We start from the raw sequence: 25,355 nt of genomic DNA, 5'->3' as shown, positions 1-25,355 counted from the left end.
TCCAGAAGGCCAGGCGGGGGCGGCGACAGCCGCGCCCCGCCCGACTGTTCGTCGACTCAGTCCATGACGGACAGGCCGGTCTTGAGGGTGGGGTACCGGTCAGTGTCTGGTTCCTCGGTCCAGGTGGCCTCGGCGAGGTCCCAGTCGCGGTTGCTCTCGACGAGCACCTCGGTCTTCCCGCCTCGGCTGAGGTTGGCGATGCTGCCCGAGGCGAGCACGTTCTCCCGGAACGTGAACGTCTGACCATCGTTGCGTGTGCCTGTGCGCAGGTCACCGTAGGCGATGGCGATGTCGGTCTGAGCATCGATGACGTTCCGGTCGATCAGACTCATCGCCGCGGAGTCGGAGCGGTGTTGCACCACCACGATCGGGATCGCGCCCGCGTCGGCGTTCTCGATTTGAATGCGGTTGTCCCGGACCAGGCAACTCCGCCCGCCCACGGACTGCCGACCGAGCGCGATGTAGACGTCGTTGGCTGCACTGGCATTGGTGAAGCGGAACTCGTTGTTGATGAGTGACTGGTTCGCTTTGGAATGGCCGACCACTCCGTCGATGATCACGTTCTCGAAGTAGTTGTCCGAGATCGTCACATCGCCGTAGTTATCCAGGCGGACCACACCGAATCCGGTGTCCCCGTCCCAGCGGAAGGTGTTGCCCCGGATGGCGTATTGCTCGGGGGTGGCGTCGTCGAAGCTGGCGATCTGACGGAAGACCTCCAGACCCCTCTGCTGCCCGACCGGCCCCATATCGGCCGCGGCCGGGCCCTGGATGGCGACGTTGTTGCTGAACACCCCGTTGCGGCAGCCGTAGAATACGCTGTAGCAGAAATTGCCGGCGTACTTCACGGTATTGCCGTCGACGGTGAAGTTCTGGCATCCCTCCATGTCGATCGCTGTGTCAATGGAGTATTCGCACACATTGCCCGTGACGGTGATCTCGGAGCCGTTGTTGCCGTAGATCGCGCCGTTGTTCTGGTGCAGATAGTTGTTCGCGATGGTGAACTGCAGGCAGCGACGCAGGAAATGCTTCTCGCCACCCTCGCCCTTGCGGGCACCGCCACCCCACCAGGAGATCTGCCCGAACCGGCAGATGTTCCCGGTGATGACGGCCCGCTTGACGAAGTTCAGGCGTAGCGCCATCACGAAGTACTCGACGCCGTCGATGTAGTTGTTCACGAAGACGATGTCCTCGTTGAGGTCGTCGGTGGAGTCGGGGGAGAAGCCGGCTTCCACTGCGGGGTCGCCGCTCTCACCTGCATTGGCCCGGACGTAGGAATTGTTCATCTCGAGCTCGTGGCAGACGAACGCGGCCCCGCAGTTAACGAACCTGCAGTCGGCGATAGTCACGCGGCGGGCGTTGACCAGCTTGAACACACCGTTGCGCTGTTGCTCGAGGGACTCGAAGCTCAGCGCGCGGACGGTGATGTCGTAGGAAAAGGTGCCGGTCGGATCGTCCATCACGGCTTGCTCGCGCAGTCGGAAGAAGCCGCCTCGAACGAGGATGTCGTCGGTGTCCTCGATCGGGATGGTGAAGTAAATCAGGGAATCGCCATCGCCGATCAGGCTCGTATTCGAGCGCATGGCGATGTAGTCGCTCACCAGATAGCGCGGTGAGGTGTTCGGGAAGTAGATGACGCGGCCGGCATTCTCGTCGATCGCCGATTGGATTGCAGCCGTCCAGTCCCAGTCCTCCTCAGGGTCCGACTGGTTGGTGACCTGATCCTTGTATTCATGGATGCTGACCCAGCTGAGCACAGATGACGCCGTGGCGTCGTTGTTGTGAGGGTTCCCCCCGTTGCCATTGCCGTTCCCGTTGCCCTGACCGTTCCCATTGCCGTTCCCATTCCCAGGGCTGGCAGACGCAGGAAGCGCCCCCAAGGTGACGGCGGCGGTGCTCGCGGCGAGGCCGGCGAGGCCCGCTCCCAGGATGTTGCGCCGAGACGTGTGGTCGTCCATCGGATTTGCTCCTCATCGTTGAAGTAGGACGAGGCCAACGATAACCGGTAACGGTTGACTGTCAACGTTGCGTTCGTTCACTTGGGCCGATAGGGTGGTGGTTAACCGTCGACCGTGAAGGAGCGTCGTGGGATCCGACTGCCCGAATGTCGTGCTCGTGGTGACCGACCAGCAGCGCTACGACTCGCTGGCCTGTTACGGCTTTGACGGCGGTCACACACCGAATCTGGATCACCTCGCCGGGCAGGGGGCGGTGTTCGATGCCGCGTACTGCACCTCACCGCTGTGCACACCGAGCCGGGCCAGCATGTTCACCGGCAAGCAGGTGGCCGAACACGGAGTGGAGAAGCTCTACGACACGTTGCCCGAGTCCGAGGCCCTGTTTACCGAGCGCCTGCGCGACGCCGGATATCGCACTGGGCTGTTCGGCAAGTTGCATGTGAGTGGCCGCGCCGACGAAGCCACCCGCCGCCATCCGCGGGATGGTTTTGACGTGTACGAATGGTGCAACGAGGCCAGCCTGGACATGCAGTCCCCGCTGCATGCCTATGACGCGTGGCTCGCCGAGAAGGATCCTGAGTTCCGGGAGCGGTTGCGCGGCGAAGGTCGTGGTGTGCTGCACCATCCACGCAGCGTGCACATGAGCCACTGGATCGCCGATCGCGCTCTTGCCTTCATCGACGAGACCGCGGGCCGGCAGCCGTTCTTCGCTTACCTGGGATTCTTTGACCCGCACAACCCGTTCGATGATTACCCGGAGGAGTTCGCCGAGCAGGTGGGCGAGTTGCCGCCGGTACGCCCCGTGCCCGACCGGGTCCCCGACGGCCTGCGGCGGGAGATGGAGTCCAAGACCGTGGCGGCACACGTGGCCGGCGGTGACCTGGACGCGGCCCGGGTGGGGTACCACGCCTCTATCGCTCTTCTCGATGCGGAGATCGGCCAGGTGCTGGACCGGCTGGATGAGCTGGGCCTCGCGGAAGACACCCTGGTGATTGTCACCAGCGATCACGGTGAGATGCTCGGCGACCGCGGCCTGATGACCAAGGGAGCGTTCTTCTACGAGCCGTGCGTACGGGTCCCGTTGCTCCTGCGCCAGCCCGGTGTGGTTCCCGACGGCGTCCGGGTGGCTGACCCTGTCGCGCTCACTGACGTTGCCGCGACCGTGCTCCGTGCGGCCGGCCTGGACACCGGTTACCTCGAGGACGTGCTCGACCTCCGGCTCCTCGCCACGGGCGAGACCGCACCCCATGCGTTCGTGACCTCCTCCTACCGCAACGGTGGGGTCGCCGTCGGGCAGCCGACTACCTACTTCGACCCGCCCCTGCTCGCCACGATGATCCGCGCAGGGCGGTACAAGCTGGTGCGGTATCACGACCCGGTGGCACCCGACGGCCAGCTCTTCGACCTCGAGGCCGATCCCGAGGAGAAGCATGACCGATGGGAGGACCCGAGCCTCGCCCACATCCGAGCCGACCTCATGGCCGTCTTGCTCGACTGGCAGGTCCGCCAGCACTGGTGCGCCGGACCGCGCGGCGGCGAGCGGCTCCCGCAGCACACGATGGCGTGACAAGCCCCGCCACGACACGCCTATCCATCACACCCGCAACCCACAGGAGCATCCGTTGACCGTCGCCACCACCGTCCCCGGAACAGTGATCGGCCATTCGCCGGCCAGCAGCCGTGCCTACGTCGGCTCACCGACGATCGTCGTGCTACCCGACGGCGACTACCTCGCCGGCCATGACCTGTTCGGGCCGGGGACGAACTTCGACACCCAGATGATCTACGGCTCCACCGACCAGGGCGCCACCTGGACCCACCGCGCCACCTTGACCGGCCAGTTCTGGAGCACGCTGTTTCTCGCAGGAGGCAGTGTCTGGACGATCGGGGCGAGCCGGCAGTACGGGAACGTCGTGATCCGCCGCTCCGACGACGGCGGGCACACCTGGACCGAGCCCACCGACGAGGCGAACGGCCTGATCAGGTCCGGGACCTTCCACACCGCACCTACGCCGGTCCTCGAGCATGAGGGGCGCTGGTGGCGCGCCATCGAGGATGTGACAGACACGAGCAGGTGGGGGCGGTCCTTCCGTGCCGGGATGCTCTCTGCCCCGGTGGGCGCCGATCTGCTCGACGCGCGGAGCTGGACGAGCACGCCGTTCGAGGCGGTCGACCCAGGCTGGCTGGGCGGGACGATGAACGCGTGGCTGGAGGGCAACGCCGTCGTCGGACCGGACGGGCAGATGATGAACGTGATGCGGGTGGACGAGCCGGGCACGGGGGAGCACGTCTACAGTGCGCTCTTGCGGGTGCCGACGCCGGACGGTCCGATGGTCTTCGATCCGGAGGCCGACGTGGTCCCGATGCCCGGCGGGATCTCCAAGTTCACGATCCGCTGGGACGAGCCGACCGGGCGCTATCACGCGTTGGTCAACCATGTGGCCCACCCCGAGCGTGCCGGAAAGGGACTGCGCGGCCGGCATGTGCTCTGCCACGCGACCTCCCCGGACCTGCGGACCTGGCAGGTCGGCGAGGTGCTGCTCGAGCACGAGGACGACGCCGATCACGGCTTCCAGTACGTGGACTGGGTGGTCGAGGGGGAGGACATCCTGTTCGTCTCTCGCACCGCGTACGAGGATTCCGAGGGCAGCGCGGAGAACTTCCACGACAGCAACTACATGACCTTCCACCGATTCCCTGACTTCCGCAGCGGTGTACAGGGCGTTCGATGATCACGCCGGGGCGGGTGGAGGGCCTCTCGGTCACACCGGTGCAGCGCAACGCTCTCGGTGACCAGGTGGCCGCGAAGCTTCGTTGGCTCATCGCCACTGGTGAGCTCCCTGCGGGTTACCGACTGGTGGAGGCAAGCCTGTCGACGGACTTCGGGGTGAGCCGGGGCCCGATCCGGGACGCACTCAGCACGCTGCAGGCCGAAGGGCTCGTGGCGGTGCGCGGACGCGGCCTGGCCGTGGTGGGGATTTCTGCCGACGATCTCCTGGAGCTCTTCTCGCTCCGGCTGACCCTGGAGACGTTCGCCGTCCGGCGCTGCGCTGTCCGCGAGGACGCCGACTGGCGGCCCGCACTCGACCTCCTCAAGGAGATGGATCGCGCGGCCGATGACGGCAACGCGCTGGCATTCGCAGAGGCGGACCTGGAGTTCCACACGAGCCTGTACCGGATTGCCGGCCATCGCCGGCTCCAGCGCGTGTGGGAGGGGTATCGACCCACCTTTGCCGCATTGCTGGCGGTGTCCACCGCCCAGGACAGGGACCTGCACCCTGCCGCCCAATCGCACTGGGAGATCCTGGACCACGTTCGCACTGGGCGGGTCGACGCTGCCATCGAAGAACTCGCCGAGCACCTCGTCGGTGCGCGCTCCCGTCTTGAGGCGTTCCGTACTGCACGCCATGAGGGCGCCGGTGGCTGACTGCTCGGTCAGCGCGCCGGGTGGATTCGGCGGGTCGCCAGCAGGCCGGCGCCTCCGGTGACGAGCAGTAGTGCCAGGGTGGCGGGGGTGGTCCAGGTGGCGCCGGTGTCGGGGAGTTCGTCCTGCGGCTGTGTCTCTGGTGTGGGCTCCGGCTCCGGGGTCGGGTCGGTGAGCTCCGGCTCCGGGGTGGGATCGGCGGCCGGTGGAGCAGTGACCTCCAGCGGCTGGGAGCCGATGACCACGCCCTCGCGGACCAGTTCCAGGGTGTGCTCCCCGGCACTGGTTTCGGCTGGGATGGTGACCTCGGCCTCCAGCACACCGTCGGTGATGGTGGTCTGGCCCAGGGTGAGCGGGTCGGAGGTGAGCACGATGTCGTAGTCCCCGTCGGGCAGATCGGTGCCGGTGATCTCAATGTCGGTGCCGGCCTCGGCTGAGTCCACGGCGGTGAACTCGTTGGAGTGCACGTGCAACACCAACTCGACGGTGACGGTGACGGCCTCGGGCCGGCTGGAATCAGCGACCGTGACCGTGATCGGGTGCTCACCAGCGGTGGGCGGGATGCCGGTCAGCACGCCGTCTTCGAGGGTGATTCCCTCGGGCAGGTCCTCGGCGGTGAACTCGCACGGTTCGGTGCCGCCGGTCGCAGTGAGGGTGTGCTCGTAGGGGTGGCCCTGGATCCCGTCGGGCAATTCATCGCCGATGGCGAGGTCGGGTGCGGCGACGATGATGGTCACTGTCGCTGGGTCGCTGTCCCCGCCTGGTCCGATGGCGGTGTAGGTGAAGGAGTCGGTGCCCACGAAGTCCGCCTCCGGGGTGTAGACCAGTTCCATCCCGTCCACGTCCGCTTGCCCGAACTCGGGCTCCTCATCCACGCTCAGGCTGGTCGCACCGTCCACCTCCGGGGCCACCCGCACGGGCCCGTCCCCGTACCCGGTCTCGGCGTTGGTATCGGCCGCGGTGGCCGGGCCGGGCACCTGGTAGGTGATCGTGATCGACCCGGCCCCGACGTTGGTGCCGGCCGAGCCGGGCACGGCACTGACCCGCGAATCATCAGTCAGGAATCCCGAGCCGCCACCGCCGCCACCGCGGTCGTCTACGGTATCGACCCCAAAGTTGTCCCAGACATCGGTCGTTCCGCCTGCGCCGCCGGCGTACCCCGACCCGCCACCACCACCCGCCCAGCCGCCGGCACCACCTGCGCTGAGGGTGATGATCCCTCCGTCGATGCTGGGTGGGCCGTCCTGACCAGGACGACCGCCCCAATAAGCGTCGCCGTGCCCATCGGCTTCCGGATCCGTCCGGCCGCCGACCTCGGTGCCGCCACCACCAGGAGCGTGGGAGTCGAAGAGATCGCTGGGTACTCCCGGCTGCCCCGGCCCCACTCCCGGTGTGGTGGCGACTCCGCCGTCACCGCCAGCGACGCACCCGTGGTTGGGCTCGTTGTCGATGTGGACGTGTTCACGACCAGCACCACCGCCTCCGCCGACCACGGCAAGCAGGTCGTCACCGGAGCTGAGTGCGGTTCCCCCGCCGCCTGGCTCCTCATTACCGCCGCCCGGACTACCCGCACCTATGCCGCCGACCGTGAACCCCAGCATCGAACCCGCAAGATCCCCGTCCAAGGCCAGCGTCACCACCCCACCGGCACCCCCCTGAGGAGACCCCCCTGGCCAGAAGAAGCACTCGTCGCCCGCCGCGCCACGCAACGTCACCTGCACGTCGGATGCGAGCTCGGGTACCTGCCACGACCCCGGACCCGTGTCCGTTACCTCGACGGTGTGCTCGACCGGATCCACCGCAGCCACGGCCGGCCCGGCCGTTGCCACCGCCCCCAGCAACGCCAACCCCAGCACACCGGCCACACCCACACCGCGACTGCGCACGAACCCAACCCCACCACCTCGACGACCGAACCTCACGACCGTAGAAGGCGGCTGTACGCCCGCGCAACGCCCACAGGTGGCCATCAACGGCACTGGCCGGTACCGGCCAGAGAAAGAGACTCGCCGTGGGGGATGGAACTGAGCATTGGGCGATTTCTCAAGAGCTCCGTGAGCGACGGACTCAGGTGCGGGTCGCCGTCACGGGTTCGCTCGCCGCGAGCGCAGTGATGGCGTCCTCGAGATAGGCGCGTGCCGTGAGGCTCAACGCCGGCAACGGCGGGCTGATCCGCCCCGACCCGATCCCTTGTAGGGCCGCGCCCTCCTTGAGCACGCTCAGCCAGAAGCCATGCTCCATCACGCCGAGGATCGCGTCCATGCGCTGCTGGGCACGATCGGCCGCACCTGTGTCGCCGGAGCGCACTGCGGCGGCGAGATCCAGCATCGTGCCCGGCGCAAGGTTTTCCAGACCTGAGACGTAGCCATCGATACCCGCCTGCCAGTGCTGGGTGGCATGGGCCTCGTCAGTGCCCTGCAGCACCTTCAGACCGGTGTCGCTGCGAGTCTCGAGCAGCCAGCGCATCAAATCGCCGTCCCCGCCGGAGTCCTTGATCGCGACCACGTTGGGGTGAGCAGCCACCCGCTCCATCACGGCCCGGGTCACCGGCAGATGGGTGTTGATTGGGATGTTGTAGATCGCCACCGGAAGGTCAGAGCGCTCGGCCACCTCGAGGTAGTGAGCGATCATCTCCGGCTCACCGAGCGGGTAGTAGAACGGCGTGGTCACGGCGACGACGTCAGCCCCGGCCGCCTTCGCCCGGCGCACATTCGCCAGCGTCCGCTCGGTGCCCACGTCCCCGACGCCGCACACCAGGGCGGTGCGCCCGTCCAGTTGCGCGGCGATCACCTCGAGCGCCTCCTCGGCCACGACGGCCGGGAGGATCGGCAGCTCCCCGCTGGTGCCGAGTGCCATGACCGCGTCGCCCGCGGCGACCACCCGGTCGACGTGACGCTCCAAGCCGGGACGGTCCAGTGCGCCGTCGTGGTCCAACGGGGTGATCAGGGGGCAGAAGACGCCGGTGAGATCGTCCCCGGTGCGCAGCGGTGCGGACACGCGCTTCCTCCTTCGGTGGTGTGGTTGGGATGCGTCGGTGCGCACAGCCCGGGTGTCTGGTGCCGGATCAGCCTTTGAGACCGGTGAATCCGGCCCCGCGGACGATCTGGCGTTGGAAGATGATGAACAACAGCACGGGCGGCAGCGTGGCGATCAGTAGACCCGCGAAGAGGAGGTTCTCCTCCACCGAGCGCGCCACGATGGACAGTGCCACCGTGATCGGACGGCGGTCGGTGTCGGGGACGGCGATCAGTGGCCAGAGGAAGTCCTTCCACGAGTTCATCACCGCCAGCAGTGAGATCACGGCAAGGATGGGACGCGACATCGGCAGCACTATCCGCTGGAAGATGGTCCAGGGCCCGGCCCCGTCGATCTGCGCGGCCTCGAACAGCTCGCGCGGGATGCCCTGGAAGAACCGGACGCACAACAGCACGCTGAAGCCGTGCACGCCCGCCGGTAGCCAGATCGCCCAGACGGTGTTCTGCAGGTTCAGCCCGAGCAGCGGTAGGTCCAGGATCGTCAGGTACAGCGCGATCAACGAGACCGTCGGGGGTAGCAGCAGCGTGGCGAGAACCAGGGCGTAGACGACCTTGCCGTACGCGGGCCGCAGGACCGCGATACCGAACGACAGGGTCGCCGCGACGAACACCTGGACCACCACGGACCCACCGGTGAGCACCAGGGTGTTCCACATGTACCGGCCCACGCTCATCGTGGTCCAGGCTTCGCTGAAGTTGCTCCACTGCACCTCGCTCGGCCACAGCCGGAACGGTTCACGCAGGATCTCCTGCGTGGGTGAGATCGCCGACTTGGCGAGCCAAAGCAGCGGGAGCACCGACAACGCCGTCACGACGACGAACATCACCCACTGCAGCGGGGTCATGGTCCATCGCACCGAGAGTCGCTTGCGGTCGCTGCTGGAGAGCAGGCCGCGATCCGGCAGGTCCGCATCCCGCCTTCGACTCGGGCGCCTGCGCGGTGCTCTATCAGGAGCCGGTACCGCCTGCTCGGCGAGCTCGTCGGTCTGGGGCCGATCGGAGGTGGTGGTCATGTGGTGCTCCAGGATCGAGTCACGCGCAGGTAGATCGCCGAGATGACGCCGAGCACGATCGCCAGCAGCACGCTCAGTGCCGCAGCGCCGCCGTAGTCGCCGTAGTTGAAGGCGTAGCGGTAGATGAGCAGCAGCACCGTCACGGTCGAGTTCTGGGGCCCGCCGTCGGTCATCACGAACGGCTCGATGAAGGTCTGCATGGTGGCGATGATCTGCACCAGCAGCAGGATCAGCATGACCCCGCGCATCTGCGGCAGGGTGATGTGCCAGACCCGGCGCCAGATGCCCGCGCCGTCCACCTCGGCCGCGTCATAGAGCTCGGTGGGGATGGAGGTCAGTGCCGCCAGGTAGATCAGCACCGTATTCCCGGCGGCGCTCCAGGTGGCGGCCAGGACCAAGGAGGGGATCGCCCACGAGGTCGACTCCAGCCACGGGAACGGGCCGAGGCCGACCGCGCCGAGGATGGTGTTGAAGACGCCGTCGGGGGTGGGTTCGTAGAACCATTTCCACAGCAGTACCGCCACCACCGGGGGGACGGCCGCCGGCAGATAGACCAGCACCCGGAACAGCCCGCCCAGACGGCGGAACTCCGACATCACCGTCGCCAGGAACAGCGGGAGCGGAAACCCGAGCACGATCGAGATCACGGCGAACAGCAGCGTGTTCTGGACCGCGGTCCACAGCAGCGGGTCGGTGAAGATGAACGCGTAGTTCTCCAGCCCCACCCAGCTCGGGTCAGCGACGAGGTTGGTCTCCTGCATGCTGAGGATGACGCTGCTGATCATCGGCCACCAGGCGAAGTAGCCGAACAGGATCACCCCGGGTGCAAAGAAGGCGAGCGTCTGGAGCGAGTGTTTCGGGGATCGGATCAGGCGGCGGGGCCGCCGGCCGACGGCGGGGCGTGAGCTCCCGTCGTCGACCGAGGCCCGGTTCGTGGTTGTGGTCGTCATTGCAGCCGTCGGATGGCCGCGGACGCCTGCTCGGCGGCAGCGGCGAGTTGCGCCTGGATGTCGACGTTCTCCTCGGTGAGCACGGCCTGCATCACCGGGTCGAGCGCGGCGTACAACTCCTGCCCGCCGAGTGCCGGCTCGGGCCGGTACTCGATCGTGGCGTTGCCCTCCACGTAGCCGTCGGCATTGCCCTCCGGGAACGTGGCGTACTCCGCGATCGCCTCGTTGACCGTGGCGGCGGTCTCCTCGTCGAAGAGCGGCACCTCCGGCACACCCACGGGCACCCCGGCCTCGGCATCGGCCTGCGCTTGCTCGGCCGCGACCTCGACGTCGTAGCGTGGCCGCAGGTTCATGTAGTCCATCCACGTCACGGCAGCGGCGCGTTCGGCGTCGGTCGCCGTCGCCGAGACCATGGTGATCCAGCCACCACTGAGCGTGGCGTTGCCTCCGGCCTGCGGCATTGCCCCGACACCGTAGTTGGCAGGGTCGCCATCGAAGTTGTTCACGTAGCCGTTGAATGTATCGGGTGAGCCGATCCACATCCCGATCTCACCGGCGGCGAAATCGCGCAGCACGTCGGCCTGCCCCTGCAGCTGCTGGGTGCCCATCACGTCGTCGTCGAAGCGCATCTCGTTCAGCATCGTCAGCGCCTCGGTGGTGGCCGGGTTGTCGAAGGTGACCACGTACTCCTCGCCTTCCTGCTCCTGCAGCACACCGCCGTAGGAGTAGGTGAGCATGGTGATGTGCCAGCCGCCCTGGTTGTCGACGGTGAGCTCGGCGTAGGGAACGTCGACAACCTCCTTCAAGGCCAGGGCTGCCTCACGCACCCCGTCCCACGTCGTCGGCGGCGCGTCCGGGTCGAGCCCGGCTTGCTCGAACAGGTCACGGTTGTAGAGCAGCCCGACGGCGTAGGCCCGTTCCGGGAGACCGAACGCGTCGCCATCGGCGTTCGACATCAGGTCCATCACGGCCGGGTTCAGGTCCCCGCCGTGCTCGAGCGCATCGATCTCGGCCTGGATATTGGCCACCTGCTCGCGCTGAATGAGTGCGTTGCCCTCGGTGAACGGGACCCGTAGCACGGTGTCGACGTCCCCGCCGGCGAGTCGGGCGGAGAACGTGTCCGTGGAGAACTCGTAGTCGGAGGCCTCGATCGTGATGTCGGGGTGCTCGGCTTCGAACGCCTCAATGTCGGCTTGGAACTGTTCTCGCTCCTCCGGCTTGGTCTCGGGGGGTAGTCCCATCACGCTGATTGAGACAGGACCGTCGACTGTGGCCGGCTCGTCGCTGTCGTCGGGACCGTCACCGGCGCTCCCGCATCCGGCGACCAGTGCCAGCGTCGCCGCCGCCCCGATCGCTGTGAGCATTCGCGGTGCTCTCATCTGTATTGCTCCCTCATCGTTGATGGTCGCGCGGGCCGGACGTCGTAGTCCGTTGTCTGTTGCCCGTCGGTTGTTGTCCGGGTGGGACTCATCTTAGGCAGCATTCGCTGTCTGTCAACTGTTAGCGCATTGATCGTTGACGGTTGACCGCACTGACCTTCGACGCATGGGAAGCGGTGGGGCGTGTACGCTCTCGGTATTTGGTTGACCGATGACACGGCGACATGGAGGTCGGATGGGACTCGACGTCACCCCCCTGAAGCAGACGAACTTGGGCGAGCAAGTGGCGCGTGAACTGCGCGTGCTGATCGTCGATGGTCGGCTCGTGAGCGGCGTTCACCTGATCGAGGCCGACCTCTCTCGCGATTTTGGGGTGAGCAGGGGGCCGATCCGCGATGCTTTGCGCAAGCTCGAGGCCGAGGGTCTCGTCGAAACCCGGCAGCGCGGCACCTTCGTCGTGGGACTGACCGAACAGGATGTGGCGGAGATGTTCTCGTTGCGGCAGACGTTGGAGTCGTTCGCGCTCCGGCTCTGCGCCGACCGGGACGACCTGGACTGGGGGGCCTTTGAGGATCCGCTCGCGCGGATGCGTGCTGCGGCTGATGTCAGCGACGCCGCCACCTTCGCTCTGGCGGATCTTCAGTTCCACGCGCTGTTCTATGAGCTCTCCGGCCACCGCCGTTTGAACGCCCTCTGGCGAGACAACGAGCCCACGTTTAGTACCTTGCTCACCCTCACCACGGCCCGCGACGTGGACCTGCATCCGTCCGCCGAGTCGCATGCGGAGATTCTCGAGTACGTCCGAGCAGGTGACTTAGAGCGCGCTCTGCGAGAACTCGAGGTGCATCTTGAGGGCGCGAGCCGACGGCTGCGGGAAGCGCGGCGGGAGGCTTCCGTCGAAGCTCCGTGATATGGAGTCGGTGGTCTCGCCGCGGAGGTCAGCGCCTGCGCTTGCGCCAGGAGAACCACCCGAACGCGACTCCGGAGAGCAGCACCAGCACTCCGATCACCGGAATCCATGGTACCTCGACACCCCGGGCCGCTCCTGGCGCCGGTCCGCGTGCGTGCAAGGCCGGGTCTCCGGAGTCCAGGTGCCACGTCACTGTCGAACCGGTCAGATCACCGTCATGGGTGGTAACCCCGTTCGGGAAGGTCACCGCCAGATCCACCTGCCACCCCTGCGCATCGGTGATGTCGACCAGTTGGCTGAGGTCACCGGTGAGCACGATGTCGTCACCGCTGCGGGTGATCGTCAGTGCCTCGCTGGTGGCGGCCGCTATTCGCTCCACCGGGGTCCCGGCCAGGGTGAGGGTCATCCCGACGTACTCGCCATCGTCGTGTCGTTCACCGGTAACCCCCTGGTCCGGGGCTGCCGCAAGGTCCTCCTCGATCCCGTCGAACATCGCATCCGGGTCCTCGCCCTGGGCGAGTGCCCATTCCCGCTCGACGGCGATCGTCACCTCCCCGGACACGGTCTCGCCGTCCGCGGTCTCGCCAATGGTGAGATCGCCGTCGATCCGGAAACAGCCCGCGAGGACGCTCACGCTCACCAGGACGACCACCAGACGCAGCAGATACTTCACCTGCCCGAGTTTGCCACCCGCACCTGGACTTAGCCGCGGCTCAGCTGTTCGCGGATCGCCGCGGCAGCCTGTTCGGCCTCATTGCCGCCATAGCGAGTGCGCGGCCAGAAGAAGCCACGCAGTCCATCGCCCTTGGTGCGCGGAATCACGTGCAGGTGCAGGTGCGGAACCGACTGGCTGACCACATTGTTGATCGCCACGAAGGTGCCCTGGGCGCCGAGTGCTGCGGGGATCGCGGCCGCGAGCCGCTGGCCGGCTGCCCAGAACGTGGGGGCGAGGTCGGCAGGTAGATCGGGCAGGGTCGGGACGTGCCGGCGCGGGACGAGCAGGGTATGGCCCTGGAAGACGGGGCGGATGTCCAGGAACGCCACGACGTCGGATTCGTCCATGACCACGTGCGCCTCCAGATCGCCGGTGGCAATGCGGCAGAAGGTGCAGGCCGGATCGTCAGTGCGAGACATGGCCCCATCGTGTCAGGCATGGTGCGGTCGGCGACTGCCACGCGTGGCCCCGATACCGCCTGCCACGCGTGGCCGCCGACACGTCGAACGGCCGGCCCGCGGAGCGTAGGCCGGCCGTTCATGCGCGGAAGAACTCGCGCGACGTTCCCTCAGTGCTGTGCTCTGCCGTCGTTGTCCCCGAGCTTGTCGTCCAGGAAGTCCCGCGCCTTGGCGACCTTGTCGGCATGCTGACCACTGGTCTTCTCATTGACGAAATTCGCCGCGGAGTCGAGGCCCCGGTCGGTCTTCTCCTCGTCCCGCAATGCCTCGGTGGCCTTGTTCTTGATGTCCTCGAATCGCCCCATCTGCCGCTCCCTCTCGTCCGCTGGTTCAGGCACGGGCCCGTGCCTTGAGGCACAGTGTGTCCCACTGGGCGACCGGTGCATAGGGCGGCTGGCCAGGAGCGCGACGCTGCGGGCATGATGCAGACTTGAGTGGAATAGACTCAACCCTGGTCTCGTTGTATCGGTCAGACACTGACCTATCGGAGGATCGATGGACACCAAGCTCACCACCAAGTCACAGGAAGCGGTCGCGGCCGCAGTTCAGGCCGCCACCCGCGCAGGCCACGCGCAACTCGAACCCGTGCACCTGTTGGGTGCGCTTCTTGACCAGACGGACGGGGTCGCCGTCGCCCTGCTCGGCGCCGTGGGCGCCGACCGCGGGCACCTCGCCGATCAGGCCCAGGGAATGGCGGCCACTCTTCCGGCGGCGGCCGGGGCCTCGGTGACCCAGCCGCGGATGTCGCGCGCCATGCTCACGGCGATCGAGGCCGCAGAGGGTGAGGCGAAGGCGCTCGGAGACGAGTACGTTTCGACCGAGCACCTCCTTCTCGGCCTGGCCAAGGACTCGGCGGGTGTGGGTGAGGCGCTCCGCTCGGCGGGGGCATCGCGCGATCAGCTGCTTGCGGCGCTGCCGCAGGTGCGCGGCTCTGCCCGGGTGACCTCGCCGGATCCGGAAGGCACCTTCCAGGCATTGGAGAAGTACGGCGTGGACCTGACCGCTGCCGCGCGCGAGGGCAGGATCGATCCGATCATCGGGCGTGATTCCGAGATCCGCCGGGTGGTGCAGGTCCTCTCCCGGCGTACCAAGAACAACCCGGTGCTGATCGGCGAACCCGGCGTGGGTAAGACTGCCGTGGTGGAGGGCCTCGCGCAGCGGATCGTGGACGGGGACGTGCCGGACTCATTGCGGGACAAGCGCCTGATCTCCCTCGACTTGGCCGCCATGGTGGCCGGGGCGAAGTACCGCGGTGAGTTCGAGGAGCGCCTCAAGGCCGTCCTGGATGAGATCAAGAGCTCCGACGGCGAGATCGTCACCTTCATCGACGAGTTGCACACTGTGGTGGGCGCCGGGGCCTCCGAAGGATCGATGGACGCCGGCAACATGCTCAAACCAATGCTCGCTCGTGGTGAGCTGCGCATGGTCGGTGCGACCACGCTGGACGAGTTCCGCGAGCACGTGGAATCCGATCCGGCGCTGGAGCGCCGATTCCAGCAGGTGTTCGTGGGTGAGCCCTCCGTGGAGGACACCGTGGCGATCCTGCGCGGGATCGCACCCAAGTACGAGGCACACCACCAGGTCACGATTGCCGACGGCGCCCTGGTGGCTGCCGCCCAGCTCTCTGACCGGTACATCAGCGGGCGCCAGCTGCCGGACAAGGCGATCGACCTGATCGACGAGGCCGCGTCTCGCCTGCGGATGGAGCTGGACTCCTCCCCGGTGGAGATCGACGAACTTCGCCGCGCCGTGGACCGGTTGAGGATGGAGGAGTCCTACCTCTCGGGTTCTGACGACGAGGCCTCGATCGCCCGCCTGGAGAAGCTGCGCGCCGATCTCGCCGACCGCTCGGAGGAACTCGCCGCACTCAACGCGCGGTGGGAGGCCGAGAAGGCCGGGCACAACCGGGTCGGTGACCTGAAAGCCCAACTCGACTCGATGCGTACCGATGCCGAACGTGCCCAGCGTGAGGGCGATCTGGAAAAGGCCTCACGTCTGCTCTACGGGGAGATTCCCGCAGTGGAGCACCAGATCGCCGAAGCTGAGGCGGCCGAATCGAACTCGAGCGCCACGGTGGACCCGATGATCGCCGATCACGTGGGCGTCGAGGAGATCGCCGAGGTGGTCGGAGCCTGGACGGGTATCCCCACCGGGCGGCTACTCGAGGGGGAGACCCAGAAACTACTGCACATGGAAGATGAGCTCGGCAAACGCCTGATCGGACAGGCTGAGGCCGTTCGCTCCGTCTCCGATGCGGTGCGGCGCTCCCGGGCCGGCATTTCGGACCCGGATCGCCCGACCGGTTCCTTCCTCTTCCTCGGCCCCACCGGCGTAGGCAAGACCGAGTTGGCCAAGTCACTCGCGGACTTCCTCTTCGATGACGAGCGCGCCATCGTGCGCATCGACATGAGTGAGTACGGCGAGAAGCACTCCGTGGCGCGTCTGGTCGGTGCACCTCCCGGGTACGTCGGGTACGAGGAGGGTGGTCAGCTCACGGAGGCGGTCCGCCGCCGACCGTACTCGGTGGTGCTGCTGGACGAGGTGGAGAAGGCGCACCCGGAGGTCTTCGACATCCTGCTGCAGGTGCTCGACGACGGCCGCCTCACCGACGGTCAAGGGCGCACCGTGGACTTCCGCAACACCATCCTGGTGCTGACGTCGAACCTCGGGTCGCAGTTCCTCGTAGATGCCACGTTGGAGACGGCGCAGAAGCGGGAACGGGTGCTGGACGCGGTCCGCGCCTCGTTCAAACCCGAGTTCCTGAACCGGCTTGACGAAGTGGTCGTGTTCGACGCACTCACGCTCGATCAGCTGGGTAGCATCGTCGATCTCCAACTGGAACGGATGGCGGCACGGCTCACGGACCGGCGGCTCACTCTCGACGTGACAGCCGCGGCTCGCGAGTGGCTGGCGCTCGAGGGATATGACCCGGCATACGGGGCTCGGCCGTTGCGCCGGCTGGTGCAGCGTGAGATCGGCGATCAGCTCGCCAAGATGCTGCTCGCCGGCGAGGTGAGCGACGGTGGTTCGGTGACGGTGGACCGGCCCACCTCGTTGGATGAGCCAGGCCTGGTGCTCACCGCCGGCTGACTCCCGCCCTCAACAGGAATCGCTCGCCGTTCTGGCCGCTGAGGCCGCCACGGCGAGCGATTCCTGGGTAGGTGCTGTTCGTGCGCCGCCTCAGCTGATCACGACGTCCCCGGTGACGAAGGTTCCCTGCATCGAGAACTCATCGTCGACGGAGGCGATGCAGGTGAACTTGCGGTCACCCGTATCCCAGGTGTCCTGCGAGGGGTACAGGGCCAAGTAGGACAGCGGCGTGGTGTCCATATCGCTGGGCAGCAACCGCCGGAGTTCCTCCAGGCAGAACGGGTCGGACTCGTCGCGGAAGACGTCCTCGCCCGGGAACTCCGGATACTCGGATTCGTCCACGATCTGCTCGGCGTAGACCTCTGCCGCGTGCGGACCGTTGCACGGAACCTGCTGGAGGCGCTGGCGACTGTCCCGTTCGGTCGACTCGAGGCAGTTGCCCGGAAGGAGATCGACGTCCACGATCGGTGCGGCCTCGGTCACGTCATTCGGATTGTTCAGCTCGTCGGTTCCAGGATCCTCATCAGTGGGCTGGTCGGTGGCGGGCTCGTCGGTGGCTGGTTCATCGGTGGCTGGTTCATCGGTGGCCGGATCGGAGGTGGCTGGTGCCGCGGTGGGGTCGTCACTCCCGCTGAGGGCCTGCACGGCGAAGAATCCCCCGATCGCCAGGACGAGAACGAGCACCACGGCGCCGATGATGAGCGGTGCCTTGCTCTTCGGCGCAGGAGGACCACCGAAACCCGGCTGCCCGCCGTGCCCAAATGGGGCAGTCTGGTCATAGCCCGCCTGCCCGTAGCCGGGTTGTCCGTAGGTCGGCTGCCCATATCCGGGCTGCCCGGATTGCTGGCCGTACCCAGGCTGTTGGCCGTACCCAGGCTGCTGGCCGTGGGCCGGTTGCTGCCCATGCGCGGGCTGGCCGTACCCGGGTTGCTGGGGCTGCTGCGCGGGTTGGCCATATCCCGGTGGGGCTGTTGCCCGTACCCCGGTTGTTGCCCGGGCTGCTGCGGCTGTTGAGGATCCCACGGCGTCGTCATATGGGCAGCCTACGAGGCGCCCGCCCCAGCGCGCCACACAGGCTCCTCGGCAGAACTGCCCATTCGAATCACAGGGCTTCGGCCTCAACCGGTCAGCAGGTCACCCTCGAATGGACCTGACGCGCCGCGCGCCAGGCAGAGGACGTCAGTGACTCCCTGGTTCCACGCCTCCTCGGAAGGGGCGAGGTACCACGGGGTCAGGGCGATGGTGCCGGCCAGCTCGTTGACGTCGGCCTCACACACCTCGAGTGCCTGCTCGGCGACGGCGGCGGCGCCGGGGAAGTCGCCGGTGAGCTCGTGACTGGAGACGGCCTGGGCGATGTGCTGTCGCGCACACGGCACCAGGCGCACTTCGCCGACGATCTCCCCCGGCGGCAGGAATTCGATGCAATTGCCCACGGCCACATTGCTCGCTCCCACAGTGCGAGCGGCGGTCACGTCCCCTGCCTCGGGTCGCTCGGTGAGCCGGTCGATGGTGCCGTTACCGGCGAGCACCACCGCCACCAGAACCCACGCGACGGTGAAGAAGGCACCAAGTCCGATCCCGGTCCAGGCCAGGCCCATGCTGCGGCGACGGAACCGGCGGACCCGGCCCCGGGCGATCATGCCGAGCAGTACCGCGACGGGTCCGAGGAGCACCGTGGCCACGGAGGCGACCGCCGTCGGCTCGACCTTCGCGCGCTGCATCACCGGAAAGGTGAATGCGCCGTAGGAGCCCTGATTGGGTGCGGGCTCTGGTGCCGGGCGGGCGCCGTACATGCTCTGCCCCACGGGGCCAGGTGGTGGCGCCGCCTGGGGTGCCTGGGGGATCGGCGGGAGGTGGGGTTCGCCCGCTGGCGCTCCCGCGTTCGGGGCCGACGGCGCGGCGGGGGTCTGGTTCGGAATGGGTGCCCCGAAGGGTGAATGAACCGGTGGCGCGGGTTGATTACCGGCGAGTGGGCTGCTCCGGTCCGGGGATGAGGGGCCAGCATGATGGCCCGTCGGTGTGTCAGCAGGTGCGGGACCCGGCACAGGCCAGGGTGCCGTCCGCTCAGCGCCTGAGGCGCCCCACGAGTGCGGGTCCGCCCACCCGCCGTGGTCTGGATTCGTGGGCCCCTCCCGCGCCGGTTCCTGGGGCTCACCGGGTTCGTTCATGGCTCGACCTTAGCCCGCCCGGTTCGGCACCGTTCACCGATCATTGACATGTGACCATATGGTCACCTAAAGTGATCGTGTGCTCAACGACGACCCCGTGTTCAAGGCGCTGGCGGACCCGGTCCGCCGGCTCCTCCTGGACCTGCTGTTCGAACGGGACGGTCGCTCGCTCGGCGAGCTGGAGACCGCCGTCAATGAGCACGTCGAGATGACCCGATTCGGCGTGGCGAAGCACCTGCGACTACTGGAGCACGCCGATCTGGTCCTCACGCGCAAGCAGGGGCGGGCCAAGTTGCACTACCTCAACCCTGTCCCGATCCAGCAGATCCACCAGCGGTGGATCGGCAAGTACACCGAGCGAGCGGGGATCGCCTCCGTCCTCCTCGGCTTGAAGGAACGCATCGAACGATCTGAGCCGGACCTCTCGGGCCGGCCAGACCCTGAACCGAAGGACGAACAATGAGTGAGAACCTGATCCAGGTCTACAGCATCTACATCCACGCCCCTGCCGCCACCATCTGGAAGGCGATCACGGAGTCGGAGTACACCACCCGATGGGGATATGGCGGCGAGTCCGAGTACGACCTGCGGCCGGGCGGCGCCTATCGCAACCTCACCACCGCCGAGATGAAGGAGATGGGCATGGGGGACGTCGCCGTCAGCGGCACCGTGGTGGAGGTGGACGAACCGACCCGCCTGGTGCTCGACTGGTCCCCGTCCTGGCACCCGGACAAGGCACCGACCCGTCTGACCTGGGAGCTCACCGAGTACCCCTCGGGTCTCACCCAGGTGGTGCTCACGCATGACCTGACGGCGGCCCCGGAGCTGGCCGCGGAGGTCGCCGGTGGGGGCGAGCCGGCGCAGGGTGGCGGCGGCTGGCCGTGGTGCCTGTCCGGCCTGAAGACCCTGGTCGAGACCGGCAAGGAGATGGGCGCCTGAGGCGCTCCTCCTGACCCGCAGCCCTCACCTCTCCGCGAGTGCGGCCCATCTCGCTCATTTCGTGAGATTAGCCGAGATTCGCCGCACTCGCGGAGGGGTGAGTGCGGGGAAGATCGGTGTGCTACTCGACGTCAAGCACCACGGGAACATGGTCCGAGGCACCCTTGCCCTTCCGTTCCTCGCGATCGACCGCCACAGCGCGCACGCGATCGGCCAGGGCAGCGGTGGCCCAGGCGAAGTCGATCCGCATCCCTTCGTTCTTCGGGAAGCGCAGCCGTTGATAGTCCCAATAGGTGTAGACCTGCGGGAGGTGTTCCCGCGTCACCTCCCGGTAGCCGGCATCGGCGAAGGCGTCGAACGCCGCACGTTCGGCCGCAGAGACGTGCGTGGACCCCTCGAACACGGCGATGTCCCACACGTCCTCATCACGCGGTGCCACATTCCAATCGCCGAGCAGGCCCACGGGAGCACCGGACTCGGCCCATCCGGCAGCGGCCTCCCGGAGAGCGTCCAGCCAACGCAGCTTGTAGGTGTAGTGCGGGTCCTCCAGGGTGCGGCCGTTCGGGACGTAGACGCTCCACAGTCGCAGGCCCGCGCAGGTGGCACCGATCGCCCTGGCTTCCATCGCATCCCCCTCACCCCAGCCGGGCTGGCCGGGGAAGGAGTGCGCCACATCCGTCAGCCCCACCCGTGAGCAGATGGCGACGCCGTTCCACTGGTTCAGGCCGTGGTGCGCCACCTCGTAGCCGGCCGCCTGGAACGGGAGATACGGGAACGTCTCGTCCTTGGTCTTGGTCTCCTGGACCAGCAGCACATCAACATCGTTGCGCTCGAGCCAAGCGGTCACCCGCTCCGCCCGGGCTCGGATCGAGTTCACATTCCAGCTCGCGATTCGCACGCCCGCCACCGTAACCCGCCGCGGGTCGCGATTCGGCCGGCGAACGCTGGGTTGTGCGGTATCGGGTGCCCGTGCTGCCGCACACCCCAGCGTTCGTGCGTGCAGGCGTCGGCATGGCTGGGCGATACCCTGGCGGCCGTGACCACTGACACTCCCGGCAGCCCTGCCCCCGGCACCCCTGCCCAACGCCTCGCCGATCTCGTCAACGCCCACGCCGTCGTCCACGGGCGTGTCACGCTCAGCAGCGGCAAGGAAGCCGACTACTACGTGGACATGCGCCGGGTCACCTTGCACCACGAAGCGGCCCCCTTGATCGGCCATCTGCTGCTGGACCGGCTCGAAGAATCCGGCTACGGCCCGGGCGAGATCGACGCCGTCGGAGGGCTCACCCTGGGCGCGGACCCGGTGGTGTGCGCCGTCCAGCACGCCGCCGCCAGCCGCGGCCTCGACCTGGACGCCTTCCTCGTGCGCAAAGAGGCCAAGGGCCACGGAATGAAGCGTCAGGTGGAAGGCCCCGATGTGGCCGGCAAGCGCGTGGTGGTCCTGGAGGACACCTCCACCACCGGCGGTAGTGCCCTGACGGCGGTCGAGGCCTGCCGTAGGGCGGGCGCCGAGGTGGTGGCCGTAGCCTCCGTGGTGGATCGCGATACGGGGGCGCGCGAAGCGGTGGAACGGGCAGAACTGCCCTACCTGTGGGTGCTCTCGGCTGCTGACCTGGGCCTCGCACCCCAGTAGGGTCGAAGTAGCGGGGCGCAGACCGTGCCCCCCGGGGGAGTGAGAGCTCAGCCGGAACTATCAGAGATGGAGGTGAGCACCATGGATGTCGGCATCGTGATCTTGCTGGTGGTCCTGGCGCTCGTTCTGATCGTCGTGATCTGGGCGATCGCTACCTACAACGGCTTCGTGAAGTTGCGGAACCTGGTGCAGGAAGCGTGGCGCCAGATCGATGTGGAACTGCACCGTCGGTATGACCTACTGCCCAACCTCATCGAGACAGTGAAGGGGTACGCGGCGCACGAGCGCGCCGTCTTCGACGAGGTGACCCGTGCTCGCGCCCAGGCTGCATCGCCGGGAACCACACCCGCTCAGCAGGCGGCGCAGGAGGACCAGCTCTCCCAGGCGATCGGTCGATTGTTCGCGGTGGCGGAGAACTACCCGCAGCTGCAGTCGGTGCAGAGCTTCACCCAGCTCCAGGCCGAACTCACCAACACCGAGGACCGGATTGCTGCCGGCCGGCGGTTCTACAACGCGAATGTGCGCACCCTGAACACCAAGGTGGAGACGTTCCCGCCCAGCATCATCGCCGGGATGTTCAACTTCACCCGTGCGGAGTACTTCGAGGTGAACGACCCAGCCGTGCGCACAGCGCCGCAGGTGTCCTTCCAGGATCAGGGCGGGAATGTCGGTGTCTACTCCCAGGGGCAGCCCGCCCGCGCGCCGATGCCCACCGACTCACCGGTACAGCCGGGCACGCAGCCACCTGCTCAGAACTACGGCCAGTCCCCGCCCCCAGGTCAGCCGGGCGAGGGCTATCAGCCGCCCGCGCCGCCGCAGCGCTGAGCAGGGGACCGCGGTAGAACGCACACGAAAGGGTCTGAGACCTGACCAGGTCTCAGACCCTTTCGCGTGTCAGCTCTCGCGTGCCTGTGTGGCCCGTACGGGTACTCAGCCCTCGAGCATCTCGATCAGATCGCCGATCCCGTCCACCACGGAGGAGGGGCGGTAGGGATAGGCCTCCACCTGGTCGGCCTTCGTAGATCCGCTGAGTACCAGGAATGTGCGTAGTCCGGCTTCCATCCCGGCGACCATATCGGTGTCCATCCGGTCCCCGATCATCGCCGTCTGCTCCGAATGGGCATCGATCCGGTTCAGAGCGGTGCGGATCATCACCGGGTTCGGCTTGCCCACGAAGTACGGTTTGCGTCCGGTCGCGGCGGTGATCATCGCCGCCACGGCACCGGTGGCCGGCAGTGGTCCCTCGGCGGAAGGACCGGTGACGTCTGGGTTCGTGGCGATGAACCGCGCGCCGTCGGCGACGAACCGGATCGCCTTGGTGATCGCGGAGAAGGAGTAGGTCCGCGTCTCCCCGAGCACGACGTAGTCAGGGGAGGAGCTGGTGAGCGTGTAGCCCTTCTCGTACAGCGCCGTGGTGAGTCCGGCCTCACCGATCACGAATGCGCTTCCGCTGGATACCTGATCGGCGAGGAAGGTGGCGGTGGCCAGGGCCGACGTCCAGATCGCGCCCTCGTCGACGTCGATTCCGGAGTGCTGGAGCCGGGCAGCGAGATCGCGCGGGGTGTAGATCGAGTTATTCGTGAGGATCTGGAATGGGATCGTCCGCTCACGCAGCGCCGCCACGAAATCAGCGGCACCGGGTAACGCCTCCTCCTCGTGCACCAGCACCCCGTCCATGTCGATGAGCCAGTTGGCGATCTCGGACATTCGTCTCCTTCGGGCGCGTTCGGGTGGGTCCTGGCTCCAGTATGGGCCCAATAATTGACCCCTCGGGCTTCATGGGCCGAATCTTCGGCCCCAGGCGAGGTGACCCGAGCGGCGATACTGGGGGTATGGAGACTGAGGTGGGCGTCGGCCCCTGGCCCGGCGGCCCCGAACAGTGGCCGGGTGATCCCCGTTACGACCCCGAGCTGCTCGCCGAGGGAGACCGGCGCAACGTCGTCGACCAGTACCGCTATTGGCGAATGGACGCGATCATCGCGGACTTGGACGGCCGCCGTCACCCACTGCATGTGGCGATCGAGAACTGGGGCCGCGACTTCAACATCGGATCCGTGGTGCGCACGGCGAATGCCTTCGCCGTGGCCAAGGTGCACATCATCGGCCGACGGCGGTGGAACCGCCGCGGGGCCATGGTCACCGATCGCTACCAGCACCTGGAGCACTGGGAGGACGTGGCCTCCTTTGCCCGATGGAGCGCTGCGGAGGGGTTGCCGATCCTCGGGATCGACAATGTGCCCGGCTCGGTACCGATCGAGGGGCGAACTCTCCCGCGGGCGTGTGTGATGCTGTTCGGCGAGGAGTCTCAGGGCTTGACCACCGAGGCCCGCGAGGCGTCTGAGGCGATCCTGCACATCACCCAGTTCGGCTCCACGCGCTCCATCAATGCCGGCGCCGCCGCCGCGATCGCGATGCACACATGGACCACCCAGCATGCGGAGATCCCCGGCGCTCGCGACGCTCGGTGACTGGCCGGGCCGGCCGCCCGATGCACTCGATGTGATCGCGTTGCCCCGACCTGTCGGTGATCAGCGCTCGGAGGCGACGATCTGCGGCAACGCCTCGGATCGATGGTTCGTCCCCTCAGCGTGGTCGGCTCGATCGGCCGCCTGCTCGCCCAGGTGGCGCCGCACCGCGCTGACGATGGCACCTGCCCAGAGCACGACGACGCCGGCGTAGACCAGCACGTGGATCGTGCCCCCTGCGCTCGGGGCCAGCACATCGAGCAGGGAGCGGATATTCGTCAGCACGATCAGGCCGCCCGCGGCAGTTCCCAGCACCCGGGGCGGCACGAGCCGGACCAACCACGCCGCGAACGGTGCCGCCACCACCCCACCGGCGAGCAGCGCCAATGCCCACGCCACGTTCACACCCGCGGTGCCAATGCCGATCAGAAAGCCGGCGCTCGCGGCCACGGCCACGAAGAACTCGCTGGTGCCGACTGATCCGACCACCTTCCGCGGTTCCAATCTGCCGCTGGCCAGGATCGCGGGCGTGCCGACTGGACCCCAGCCGCCGCCACCGGTGGCGTCAATGAAACCGGCCACCAGGCCGAGCGGAGTGAGAAACCGGCGCCGCAGCGGAGTCCCGAGCCGGTCGGTTCGCACACCAACCAAAGAGAACCGCGCCAGCACATACACACCCAGGGCGAGAAGCAACACCGCCATCACCGGCCGCGCCACCGCGACGGGCAGGTGGGAGAGCACTGTGGCGCCGAGGAACGCACCGACGGCTCCTGGGACGGCGATTCTGCGGACGACCGTCCAGTCCACGTTCCCGAAGCGACGGTGCGCGATCCCGGATGCCATGGTGGTGCCGATCTGGGCCAGGTGAACGGTGGCCGAGGCCGCGGCGGGATGGATTCCCACCGCGAGCAGCATCGTGGTGGACGTGACGCCGTATCCCATGCCGAGGCTGCCGTCCACGAGCTGTGCACCGAGCCCAACCAGGGCCAGCAGAACGAGCGTCGTCACGAGTGCTCCTCGAGATCGGTGGGCAACCTGATCTCGTGACCGTATCCGACTGATTTGGTCGGATTAGAAGGGAATGGCCATCGTCCGCATGGTGGTCAGCTCGCCGGGCAGACCGAGTTACCTCGGCGACGGGGTGGCTGTGGGGCCCGCCAGCAACCAGCACGAGGAGCGGCCTTCTTGACTGAGCGAGGAAAGAGCGAGTGAGGAAGATCG

Annotated in this window: 24 protein-coding genes; 10 read left to right on the top strand and 14 right to left on the bottom strand. The window is 67.4% G+C overall.

The genetic code is table 11. The annotated features are described in order from the left end of the window. Positions 1-56 precede the first annotated feature (56 nt). The gene (locus LQF10_RS16875; protein WP_231064970.1) at positions 57-1,955 is read right to left on the bottom strand and encodes a right-handed parallel beta-helix repeat-containing protein; all 1,899 of its coding nucleotides are present in this window, start codon (positions 1,953-1,955) and stop codon (positions 57-59) included. Between the two features lie 127 nt (positions 1,956-2,082). On the opposite strand from LQF10_RS16875, the gene LQF10_RS16870 reads away from it, so the two are divergent. The 3 genes from LQF10_RS16870 to LQF10_RS16860 are packed head-to-tail and all read left to right on the top strand — an operon-like array spanning position 2,083 to position 5,382. Beyond that, entirely contained in the window at positions 2,083-3,522 is a 1,440-nt protein-coding gene (locus LQF10_RS16870) for a sulfatase family protein (RefSeq protein WP_231064969.1), read from the top strand. A 55-nt stretch (positions 3,523-3,577) separates the two neighbouring features. Further along, positions 3,578-4,687, top strand: a complete 1,110-nt coding sequence (locus LQF10_RS16865) for a sialidase family protein (RefSeq protein ID WP_231064968.1) — start codon at positions 3,578-3,580, stop codon at positions 4,685-4,687. Then, positions 4,684-5,382 carry a GntR family transcriptional regulator gene (locus LQF10_RS16860; RefSeq protein ID WP_231064967.1) on the top strand — a complete coding sequence of 233 codons (699 nt, stop codon included), beginning with the start codon at positions 4,684-4,686 and terminating at the stop codon, positions 5,380-5,382. The genes LQF10_RS16865 and LQF10_RS16860 overlap by 4 nt, the downstream gene beginning before the upstream one ends. Before the next feature lie 8 nt (positions 5,383-5,390). On the opposite strand, the gene LQF10_RS19410 is transcribed toward LQF10_RS16860, so the two are convergent. From LQF10_RS19410 to LQF10_RS16830, 5 genes are all read right to left on the bottom strand, one after another. Further along, positions 5,391-7,265 carry an Ig-like domain-containing protein gene (locus LQF10_RS19410; protein ID WP_290371114.1) on the bottom strand — a complete coding sequence of 625 codons (1,875 nt, stop codon included), beginning with the start codon at positions 7,263-7,265 and terminating at the stop codon, positions 5,391-5,393. 181 nt (positions 7,266-7,446) lie between these two features. Further along, on the bottom strand, positions 7,447-8,376 hold the full coding sequence (locus LQF10_RS16845; RefSeq protein WP_231064966.1) for a dihydrodipicolinate synthase family protein: 930 nt from the start codon (positions 8,374-8,376) through the stop codon (positions 7,447-7,449). Positions 8,377-8,443: 67 nt separating this feature from the next. Continuing rightward, positions 8,444-9,427: a carbohydrate ABC transporter permease gene (locus tag LQF10_RS16840; RefSeq protein WP_231064965.1), complete on the bottom strand. Its 984-nt coding sequence runs from the start codon at positions 9,425-9,427 to the stop codon at positions 8,444-8,446. Beyond that, entirely contained in the window at positions 9,424-10,377 is a 954-nt protein-coding gene (locus LQF10_RS16835) for a carbohydrate ABC transporter permease (RefSeq protein WP_231064964.1), read from the bottom strand. Before LQF10_RS16835 ends, LQF10_RS16840 begins: the two co-directional genes overlap by 4 nt. After that, entirely contained in the window at positions 10,374-11,756 is a 1,383-nt protein-coding gene (locus LQF10_RS16830) for an ABC transporter substrate-binding protein (RefSeq protein ID WP_231064963.1), read from the bottom strand. Before LQF10_RS16830 ends, LQF10_RS16835 begins: the two co-directional genes overlap by 4 nt. Before the next feature lie 235 nt (positions 11,757-11,991). On the opposite strand from LQF10_RS16830, the gene LQF10_RS16825 reads away from it, so the two are divergent. Then, positions 11,992-12,666: a GntR family transcriptional regulator gene (locus LQF10_RS16825; protein ID WP_231064962.1), complete on the top strand. Its 675-nt coding sequence runs from the start codon at positions 11,992-11,994 to the stop codon at positions 12,664-12,666. A 28-nt stretch (positions 12,667-12,694) separates the two neighbouring features. On the opposite strand, the gene LQF10_RS16820 is transcribed toward LQF10_RS16825, so the two are convergent. From LQF10_RS16820 to LQF10_RS16810, 3 genes are all read right to left on the bottom strand, one after another. After that, the gene (locus tag LQF10_RS16820; RefSeq protein ID WP_231064961.1) at positions 12,695-13,339 is read right to left on the bottom strand and encodes an LppM family (lipo)protein; all 645 of its coding nucleotides are present in this window, start codon (positions 13,337-13,339) and stop codon (positions 12,695-12,697) included. 29 nt (positions 13,340-13,368) lie between these two features. After that, positions 13,369-13,800 carry an HIT family protein gene (locus LQF10_RS16815; RefSeq protein ID WP_231064960.1) on the bottom strand — a complete coding sequence of 144 codons (432 nt, stop codon included), beginning with the start codon at positions 13,798-13,800 and terminating at the stop codon, positions 13,369-13,371. Positions 13,801-13,949: 149 nt separating this feature from the next. Beyond that, complete coding sequence (locus LQF10_RS16810) at positions 13,950-14,144, bottom strand: antitoxin (protein WP_231064959.1); 195 nt, start codon at positions 14,142-14,144, stop codon at positions 13,950-13,952. 190 nt (positions 14,145-14,334) lie between these two features. Between LQF10_RS16810 and clpB the strand changes: the two genes are divergently transcribed. Further along, positions 14,335-16,929, top strand: a complete 2,595-nt coding sequence (gene clpB / locus LQF10_RS16805) for an ATP-dependent chaperone ClpB (RefSeq protein WP_231064958.1) — start codon at positions 14,335-14,337, stop codon at positions 16,927-16,929. A 90-nt stretch (positions 16,930-17,019) separates the two neighbouring features. Here the strand turns inward: clpB and LQF10_RS16800 are convergent, their stop codons facing one another. Both LQF10_RS16800 and LQF10_RS16795 read right to left on the bottom strand, forming a co-directional pair. Continuing rightward, positions 17,020-17,952 (bottom strand): septum formation family protein, encoded by a 933-nt coding sequence (locus tag LQF10_RS16800; protein WP_231064957.1) that lies wholly within the window; start codon positions 17,950-17,952, stop codon positions 17,020-17,022. 95 nt (positions 17,953-18,047) lie between these two features. Beyond that, positions 18,048-18,734, bottom strand: a complete 687-nt coding sequence (locus tag LQF10_RS16795) for a DUF4190 domain-containing protein (RefSeq protein ID WP_231064956.1) — start codon at positions 18,732-18,734, stop codon at positions 18,048-18,050. 442 nt (positions 18,735-19,176) lie between these two features. On the opposite strand from LQF10_RS16795, the gene LQF10_RS16790 reads away from it, so the two are divergent. Beyond that, a complete protein-coding gene (locus LQF10_RS16790; RefSeq protein WP_231064955.1) occupies positions 19,177-19,560 on the top strand; it encodes an ArsR/SmtB family transcription factor in 384 nt (127 codons plus the stop codon). Further along, entirely contained in the window at positions 19,557-20,036 is a 480-nt protein-coding gene (locus LQF10_RS16785; RefSeq protein WP_231064954.1) for an SRPBCC domain-containing protein, read from the top strand. The genes LQF10_RS16790 and LQF10_RS16785 overlap by 4 nt, the downstream gene beginning before the upstream one ends. A 121-nt stretch (positions 20,037-20,157) precedes the next feature. On the opposite strand, the gene LQF10_RS16780 is transcribed toward LQF10_RS16785, so the two are convergent. Next, positions 20,158-20,934: an exodeoxyribonuclease III gene (locus tag LQF10_RS16780; RefSeq protein ID WP_231064953.1), complete on the bottom strand. Its 777-nt coding sequence runs from the start codon at positions 20,932-20,934 to the stop codon at positions 20,158-20,160. A gap of 138 nt (positions 20,935-21,072) precedes the next feature. Here LQF10_RS16780 and pyrE point away from each other — a divergent pair, with 138 nt between their 5' ends. Together pyrE and LQF10_RS16770 are read left to right on the top strand one after the other, a co-directional pair. Then, the gene (gene pyrE / locus LQF10_RS16775) at positions 21,073-21,669 is read left to right on the top strand and encodes an orotate phosphoribosyltransferase (RefSeq protein WP_231064952.1); all 597 of its coding nucleotides are present in this window, start codon (positions 21,073-21,075) and stop codon (positions 21,667-21,669) included. An 81-nt stretch (positions 21,670-21,750) separates the two neighbouring features. Beyond that, on the top strand, positions 21,751-22,494 hold the full coding sequence (locus LQF10_RS16770) for a LemA family protein (RefSeq protein WP_231064951.1): 744 nt from the start codon (positions 21,751-21,753) through the stop codon (positions 22,492-22,494). Between the two features lie 105 nt (positions 22,495-22,599). On the opposite strand, the gene LQF10_RS16765 is transcribed toward LQF10_RS16770, so the two are convergent. Continuing rightward, positions 22,600-23,376, bottom strand: coding sequence for an HAD-IIA family hydrolase (locus LQF10_RS16765; protein WP_231064950.1), 777 nt, complete (start codon positions 23,374-23,376; stop codon positions 22,600-22,602). A 125-nt stretch (positions 23,377-23,501) separates the two neighbouring features. Here LQF10_RS16765 and LQF10_RS16760 point away from each other — a divergent pair, with 125 nt between their 5' ends. Continuing rightward, positions 23,502-24,137, top strand: coding sequence for a TrmH family RNA methyltransferase (locus LQF10_RS16760; protein WP_231064949.1), 636 nt, complete (start codon positions 23,502-23,504; stop codon positions 24,135-24,137). A 60-nt stretch (positions 24,138-24,197) separates the two neighbouring features. On the opposite strand, the gene LQF10_RS16755 is transcribed toward LQF10_RS16760, so the two are convergent. Then, positions 24,198-25,142, bottom strand: a complete 945-nt coding sequence (locus LQF10_RS16755; protein ID WP_231064948.1) for a sulfite exporter TauE/SafE family protein — start codon at positions 25,140-25,142, stop codon at positions 24,198-24,200. Between the last annotated feature and the right edge of the window lie 213 nt (positions 25,143-25,355).

The sequence above is a fragment of the Ruania halotolerans genome, assembly GCF_021049285.1.
Classification (GTDB): Bacteria; Actinomycetota; Actinomycetes; order Actinomycetales; family Beutenbergiaceae; genus Ruania; species Ruania halotolerans.
The sequence above is the reverse complement of the archived record's forward strand: the minus strand, read 5'-3'. Positions and strand labels throughout refer to the sequence as shown.

Coding starts and splice junctions, on each gene's coding strand:
- LQF10_RS16875 (WP_231064970.1), bottom strand. CDS start 1,955: ATGGACGACCACACGTCTCGGCGCAACATCCTGGGAGCGGGCCTCGCC.
- LQF10_RS16860 (WP_231064967.1), top strand. CDS start 4,684: ATGATCACGCCGGGGCGGGTGGAGGGCCTCTCGGTCACACCGGTGCAG.
- LQF10_RS16840 (WP_231064965.1), bottom strand. CDS start 9,427: ATGACCACCACCTCCGATCGGCCCCAGACCGACGAGCTCGCCGAGCAG.
- LQF10_RS16835 (WP_231064964.1), bottom strand. CDS start 10,377: ATGACGACCACAACCACGAACCGGGCCTCGGTCGACGACGGGAGCTCA.
- LQF10_RS16830 (WP_231064963.1), bottom strand. CDS start 11,756: ATGAGAGCACCGCGAATGCTCACAGCGATCGGGGCGGCGGCGACGCTG.
- LQF10_RS16825 (WP_231064962.1), top strand. CDS start 11,992: ATGGGACTCGACGTCACCCCCCTGAAGCAGACGAACTTGGGCGAGCAA.
- LQF10_RS16815 (WP_231064960.1), bottom strand. CDS start 13,800: ATGTCTCGCACTGACGATCCGGCCTGCACCTTCTGCCGCATTGCCACC.
- LQF10_RS16810 (WP_231064959.1), bottom strand. CDS start 14,144: ATGGGGCGATTCGAGGACATCAAGAACAAGGCCACCGAGGCATTGCGG.
- clpB (WP_231064958.1), top strand. CDS start 14,335: ATGGACACCAAGCTCACCACCAAGTCACAGGAAGCGGTCGCGGCCGCA.
- LQF10_RS16785 (WP_231064954.1), top strand. CDS start 19,557: ATGAGTGAGAACCTGATCCAGGTCTACAGCATCTACATCCACGCCCCT.
- LQF10_RS16770 (WP_231064951.1), top strand. CDS start 21,751: ATGGATGTCGGCATCGTGATCTTGCTGGTGGTCCTGGCGCTCGTTCTG.
- LQF10_RS16765 (WP_231064950.1), bottom strand. CDS start 23,376: ATGTCCGAGATCGCCAACTGGCTCATCGACATGGACGGGGTGCTGGTG.
- LQF10_RS16760 (WP_231064949.1), top strand. CDS start 23,502: ATGGAGACTGAGGTGGGCGTCGGCCCCTGGCCCGGCGGCCCCGAACAG.